Annotated in this window: 5 protein-coding genes and 1 pseudogene; 2 read left to right on the plus strand and 4 right to left on the minus strand. The window is 71.5% G+C overall.

Annotation, left to right across the window (positions count from 1 at the left end; translation table 11 throughout):
- Window positions 1-46: 46 nt before the first annotated feature.
- Both E4099_RS27745 and E4099_RS27750 read right to left on the minus strand, forming a co-directional pair.
- A complete protein-coding gene (locus E4099_RS27745; protein WP_135341871.1) occupies window positions 47-781 on the minus strand; it encodes a FadR/GntR family transcriptional regulator in 735 nt (244 codons plus the stop codon).
- A gap of 39 nt (window positions 782-820) precedes the next feature.
- Window positions 821-1,735 (minus strand): LysR family transcriptional regulator, encoded by a 915-nt coding sequence (locus E4099_RS27750; RefSeq protein ID WP_135341872.1) that lies wholly within the window; start codon window positions 1,733-1,735, stop codon window positions 821-823.
- Between the two features lie 260 nt (window positions 1,736-1,995).
- Between E4099_RS27750 and E4099_RS27755 the strand changes: the two are divergent.
- Both E4099_RS27755 and E4099_RS27760 read left to right on the plus strand, forming a co-directional pair.
- Window positions 1,996-2,313 (plus strand): annotated as a pseudogene (locus E4099_RS27755) (Lrp/AsnC family transcriptional regulator); the annotation flags it as partial.
- Window positions 2,314-2,694: 381 nt separating this feature from the next.
- Window positions 2,695-3,150, plus strand: a complete 456-nt coding sequence (locus tag E4099_RS27760) for a phospholipase (protein ID WP_135341873.1) — start codon at window positions 2,695-2,697, stop codon at window positions 3,148-3,150.
- A 127-nt stretch (window positions 3,151-3,277) separates the two neighbouring features.
- On the opposite strand, the gene E4099_RS27765 is transcribed toward E4099_RS27760, so the two are convergent.
- Together E4099_RS27765 and serS are read right to left on the minus strand one after the other, a co-directional pair.
- Window positions 3,278-4,108: an HAD family hydrolase gene (locus E4099_RS27765; RefSeq protein ID WP_135341874.1), complete on the minus strand. Its 831-nt coding sequence runs from the start codon at window positions 4,106-4,108 to the stop codon at window positions 3,278-3,280.
- Window positions 4,105-5,406: a serine--tRNA ligase gene (serS, locus tag E4099_RS27770; protein ID WP_135341875.1), complete on the minus strand. Its 1,302-nt coding sequence runs from the start codon at window positions 5,404-5,406 to the stop codon at window positions 4,105-4,107. Before serS ends, E4099_RS27765 begins: the two co-directional genes overlap by 4 nt.
- Window positions 5,407-6,143: the final 737 nt, after the last annotated feature.

Consider the following 6,143-nt stretch of genomic DNA (forward strand, 5'->3'; position numbering starts at 1 on the left):
GAGGGGCCTTTCGGGTGGTGCCGTTCGAGCGCGTGGGGGAGGGCGGTCAGGGCTGCGCCCGGGCCGTCGGCACGTCGCGGGCCAGCAGCGCGTCCACCGCGCGCATCGGCACGTCGAGCAGGGCGCGGGCGGCGGCCTCGGCGGCGGCCGGATCGCCGGACTCGATGGCGTCCACCAAGGCGTGGTGGCCCGCGGGCAGGATGCGCGGCATGTCGCGGTCTCCCAGCGCCGCCACCAGCGCCTCCCGGACCGAGCCGCTGAACCAGGCGTAGGTGGCGCTGAGCGCGGAGTTGTGGGCGGCGTCCACCACGGCGGTGTGGAACTCCACATCGTGCTCGGCGTGGAGTTCGTGGCTGTCGGAGTCCGGCCCGTCGCCGGTCTCCTCGCATGCCGCCTGGGCGGCCAGGGCGGAGCGCATCCGGGCCAGGTCGGCGGGCTCATGCCGCAGGGCGGCCAGCCGGGCGCCCTCCGCCTCCAGGGCGATCCGCAGCTCCAGTACGTCCCGGATGCCGGCCCGGCGCAGGTCCCGGACAACGGCGGCGGGGTCGGCCGTGGAGACCACGAAGGTGCCCTCGCCCTGGCGGGACTGGAGCATCCCCGCGTGCACCAGTACCCGGATCGCCTCGCGGACGGTGTTGCGGCCGACCTGGAGCTGTTCGGCCAGGGCGTGCTCGGTGGGGACACGGTCGCCGACCCGCCACTCACCGGCGGTGAGCTGGGCGCGCAGCTGCTCCACGACGGCGTCCACCAGGGACGTACGTCCCGTTGCCCGGAGCGCCATGCGCGTCCTCCTCGCTATCCGTTTCATCCGGTTACCCGGTCATCCTACAACTTCAGGCTCCGGTTCCGGGTCGGTCAGGCTCGCCGCCACCGTCCGGGCGAACTCGACCGCCACCGGGCTCAGCGCGTCCCACTGGCGCACCGCCCAGCCCGCGGCGAGGGCCGGCAGCCAGGGGATCGGGATCAGGCGGAGATCACGGCGGGCGGATTCGTGCCAGCCGGGGAGGGCCGGCACCACCGCGTGGCCGAGCCCCAGCTCGGCCAGGAGGATCGCGGTGTCCCAGTCGGCCACGCTGGTGGTGGAGTCCGGCTCGGTGCCCTGGCGGGTGAGGAGCTCGTCCAGTCGGTGCCGGGAGACGGAGTTCTCCGGCAGCCGGATGTGGCGGATGGCGGCCAGGTCGTCGGGGCCGATCTCGGTGAGCTCGGCGAGCGGGTCGTCGGCGCGTACCGCCAGCACCCAGGGCAGTTCGATCACCGGCCGCTGCTGCACGCCGCGCACCGGCGGGCCGATGGTGATCCAGGCCAGGTCGGCGGTGTTGGCGGCCAGGGCCTGGAAGCAGCCGCGGCTGGAGTTCTCCGTCTGGAACTCCAGGTTGACGCGCGGGTGCCGCTGCCGGAAGGCCACCACGGCGGCGGACATGAAGTGCCGTACGGTCGTGGCGCCGGTGGTGACGCGGACCGTACCGCCGCCGCCCTGCCGCAGATCGTCCAGGCGCCGCAGTGCGTGGTCCAGCCCGCCGAGCCCGTCCGCCGCGGAACGGTGCAGGATCCGGCCCGCGTGGGTGGGGGCCACCCCGCGCGGCTGGCGCTCCAGCAGGGTGATGCCCAGCTCCCGCTCCAGCCGCTTGATGCGCTGGCTCACCGCGGACTGGGTGCAACCCAGCTCGCGGGCCACGGCGCTGAGACTGCCGGATTCGCAGACGGAGACAAAGGCGCGAAGGTCGTCAAGAGTCACCAACCCAAGCTATAGCTGGGGGGTTTGAAAGAAAACCCGAGGATTGACTTGGGTATCCGTGAAGCGCGACGATCACCACAGGGCCCAGGGCGGCAACCCGTCCCCCGCCGGCCGGGACACGGTCCGGACCGTACGACCGGCGAGGGCGGGTGCCGACCCGACATGGGCCCGCGACCGCCCAACCAGTGGGCGGCCGGGGCGATTTCGGCGGGCGCGGCCGGAGCCTGCCGTGCCAACCGGCATCGGATACCGTCCCGACGGTGAGAGCCGACAGCGGCAGGGGTCCGCGACCGAGCGGCCCGGGGCCCACGGAGTACGACGACCTGGACCGGGCACTGACCCATGCGCTCCAACTGGACGGACGCGCTCCGTTCAGCCGGATCGCCGAGGCGCTCGGGGTCTCCGACCAGACCGTGGCCCGTCGCTACACCCGGCTGCGGTCCTCCGGGGCGGTCCGGGTCATGGGGTTGACCGATCCGGCGCGGCTGGGCGAGACCCTGTGGCTGATACGGGTGCGCTGCACCCCGGACGCGGCCATATCGGTGGCCGAGGCACTGGCCCGCCGACCGGACACCTCCTGTCCGCCGACCCCGGCGGTCCGCCGACCCCGACGGGTCCACCGACCCCGGTGGTCCGGGGCCGGCACATCTTCGCCCCGAGACAGCCGCACCGCCGGGCGGGCGAGGCCCGCCGCAATCGTGCCCTCGTCCCGGCCGAGCCTCCGCGCGCCCTCGGCGCGCCCCCGTGGCTGCCACCCCCGTATCGGTCTGTCGGCCGCATAGCGCGCATAACGCTACGCGCGTAGTAACGATTAACGTCCTGTTCATGCCAAGGAGTGGCCGAACGGTTGACGCTTGTCAGGGACGCGCCGAACCCTGGGGGAGCGCCATCTCGCTCTTGCTCCGTCTCCCCCTGCCAGCACCCCGCTTGACGGGACGTCACTCCATCGGAGGAACCGCATGCGCCGGCTGACCCGAAGCCTCGTCGCCACCGCGATGACCGCTGCCGCTGCCGCCACCATCGCCCTCGCCACGCCCGCCGAGGCAGTCCCCGCCGACAAGGCGCAGGTGCTGTCGAGTTGGACGCAGACCAGCGCCACCAGCTACAACGCCTGGCAGACCGCGCGGAACAACCAGTCCTCCTGGTCGGCGTACCAGTTCGACTGGTCCACCGACTACTGCAGCAGCTCCCCCGACAACCCCTTCGGGTTCCCGTTCCAGATGTCCTGCGCGCGGCATGACTTCGGCTACCGCAACTACAAGGCCATGGGCACCTTCGCGGCCAACAAGTCCCGGTTGGACAGTGCCTTCTACGAGGACCTCAAGCGGGTCTGCAACCGCTACAGCGGCGTCACCAAGTCCTCCTGCGACGCCACCGCCTGGACCTACTACCAGGCGGTCAGCATCTTCGGCTGAGCACCGGCCGAAAGGTTCGGGCGAAGGGTCCGGTAAGCGCGTCGGACCCGCGAGGGCCCGCCTCGGGCGTGCGCGCGCACGCCCGAGGCGGGCCCTCGGTGTTCCAGCGGGTGCCGGGGTTACCGGCTCAGCCCAGGGGGCCGTACAGCCGCTCCAGCACCAGCGCGATGCCGTCCGCGTCCTGCGCGGCGGTCACCTCGTCGGCGACGGCCTTGAGCTCGGGGTGGGCGTTGTCCATCGCCACGCCGTGCCCGGCCCAGCCGAACATCGGTATGTCGTTGGGCATGTCGCCGAAGGCTATGGTCTCGGCGGAGCCGACCCCCAGCCGGCGGGCGGCCAGGGACAGACCGGTGGCCTTGGTGAGCCCCAGCGGCAGCAGCTCCACGATGTCCGGGCCGGACAGGGCCACCCCGACCAGTCCGCCGGCCGCCGCCCGCGCGGCCTCGGTCAGCTGCTCGTCGGTCAGCCGGGGGTGCTGGATGTAGAGCTTGTTGACCGGTTCGGCCCACAGCTCGGCCCGGTCGGTGAACTCCAGGTACGGCAGCCCGCTGCCCGCCGAGCGGTAGCCGGGGCCCACCAGCACCTCGCCCTCCAGGCCGTCCCGGCTGGCGGCGAGCATCAGCGGACCGACCTCCGCCTCGATCTTGGCGAGGGCCAGCGCGGCCAGCTGCCGGTCCAGCGTCACCGAGGTCAGCAAGCGGTCCTCGCCGGCGTGGTAGAGCTGGGCGCCCTGCCCGCACACGGCGAGCCCCTGGTAGCCGAGGGCCTCCAGTATCGGCCGGGTCCAGGGGACCGCGCGGCCGGTCACCACCAGGTGCGCGGCGCCCGCCGCGGTGGCCGCGGCGAGCGCCTCCTGGGTGCGCGGGGAGACGGTGTCGTCGGAACGCAGCAGTGTTCCGTCGAGGTCCGTCGCGATCAGCCGATAGGGCAGGGGGCCGGACGGGTCGGGCGCGCTCACCTGGCGGTGGAGGTGGCGAGCGGCTCCAGGACCTCACGCCCGCCCAGGTAGGGCCGCAGGACCTCGGGAACCCGGACCGAGCCGTCGGCCTGCTGGTGGTTCTCGAAGATCGCCACGATGGTGCGCGGCACCGCGCAGAGCGTGCCGTTGAGCGTGGCCAGCGGGCGCACCTGCTGCTTGCCCTCGACGGTCTCGCGCATCCGGACCGACAGGCGGCGGGCCTGGAATTCGTCGCAGTTGGAGGCCGAGGTCAGCTCGCGGTACTTGCCCTGGGTGGGGATCCAGGCCTCGCAGTCGAACTTCCGCGAGGCGGAGGCCCCCAGGTCGCCGGTGGCCACGTCGATCACCTGGAACGGCAGCTCCAGGGCGGTCAGCCACTCCTTCTCCCACTCCAGCAGCCGGCGGTGCTCGGCCTCGGCGTCCTCCGGCGCGACGTAGGAGAACATCTCCACCTTGTCGAACTGGTGCACCCGGAAGATGCCCCGGGTGTCCTTGCCGTAGGTACCGGCCTCGCGGCGGAAGCAGGGGGAGAAGCCCGCGTAGCGCAGCGGCAGCCGGTCGGCGTCGACGATCTCGTCCATGTGGTACGCGGCGAGCGGGACCTCGGAGGTGCCGACCAGGTAGTAGTCGTCCTTCTCCAGGTGGTAGACGTTCTCCGCGGCCTGGCCGAGGAAGCCGGTGCCCTCCATGGCGTGCGGCCGCACCAGCGCCGGGGTCAGCATCGGTACGAACCCGGCCTCGGTGGCGCGCGCGATGGCGGCGTTGACCAGGGCGAGCTCCAGCAGCGCGCCGATCCCGGTCAGGTAGTAGAAGCGCGAGCCGGAGACCTTGGCGGCCCGCTCCACGTCGATGGCGCCCAGCGCCTGGCCGATCTCCAGGTGGTCCCTGGGCTCGAAGCCCTCGGCCGCGAAGTCGCGCGGGGTGCCGATGGTCTCCAGGACGGCGAAGTCGTCCTCGCCGCCCACCGGTACGTCCTGGTGCACCAGGTTGCCCAGGCGCAGCAGGAGCGAGTGGGCCTCGTCCTTGGCGGCGTCCTGCTCGGCGTCGGCGGCCTTGACCGCGGCGGAGAGCTCGCCGGCCTTCTTCAGCAGCGCGGCCTTCTCGTCGCCGGCGGCCTTGGGGATGAGCTTGCCGAGCGCCTTCTGCTCGGCACGCAGCTCGTCGAAGCGGACGCTGGACGACCTGCGCCGCTCGTCGGCGGAGAGAAGCGCGTCGACAAGGCCGACGTCCTCTCCACGGGCACGCTGGGAGGCGCGCACACGGTCGGGGTCCTCACGGAGCAGGCGAAGGTCAATCACTCCCCCAGGTTACCGGTGTCGGACCTCGGGCCACGACCCGATATTCCCTTGCATTGCGTTTTGTCCGATTTGGGCAATGTGGTGTACGGGAAAGGTGGGGTTGCCGGTGTGTCGTCGAGTAGCGGAATTCGATCTTCCGAATGTCGTCAACGGAATTCCCGTGCATTCGCTGAAATGGGGCATACAGGGTTCGCGCCGCTGACCGGACGTACGGTACTTCTGTGTACTTCCTTGCGTCGTGGCCGAGTTGGACGGAGGGCGGGCGAGGGGATGGTGCTCGCGCTTGTCCACAGGGGTGTGAGTGTTGTGCATAGTTATCCACAGCCTGTGTGTGGGAACTGTGGATGCCGGAATCGATCATTCCGGCTCGCTGGTGATGTCCGGCGGATTCCGGCATCAAACCTCAACGGGACACTCTTTCGGATGGGAATGCTTCACTTTTCCTCCTTCGAAGGGGTTGATCGGCGAATTCTGGATGACGGATGGCCGGGTGGGGGCTGTGGATACCAGCAGGGTGGATACAGAGATTTGTCGACTCCCCAGGGGGGCGGGCATCGACTTATCCCCAGATGATGAGGGCAACCTGTGGATAACCCAGTCAAAGCTGGGGACAACCGCGATCGGCGCTGGGGACGGACCGGAGCCCGCGGCCGGTCGGGCGCGGGGATGCGGGGCTGAGCCCGAGTGATCGGGCGCCGGGGGTGTGGGGCTGAGCCCAGGTGGTCGGGCGCCGGGGG

It is taken from the genome of Streptomyces palmae, assembly GCF_004684805.1.
Lineage (GTDB): Bacteria > Actinomycetota > Actinomycetes > Streptomycetales > Streptomycetaceae > Streptomyces > Streptomyces palmae.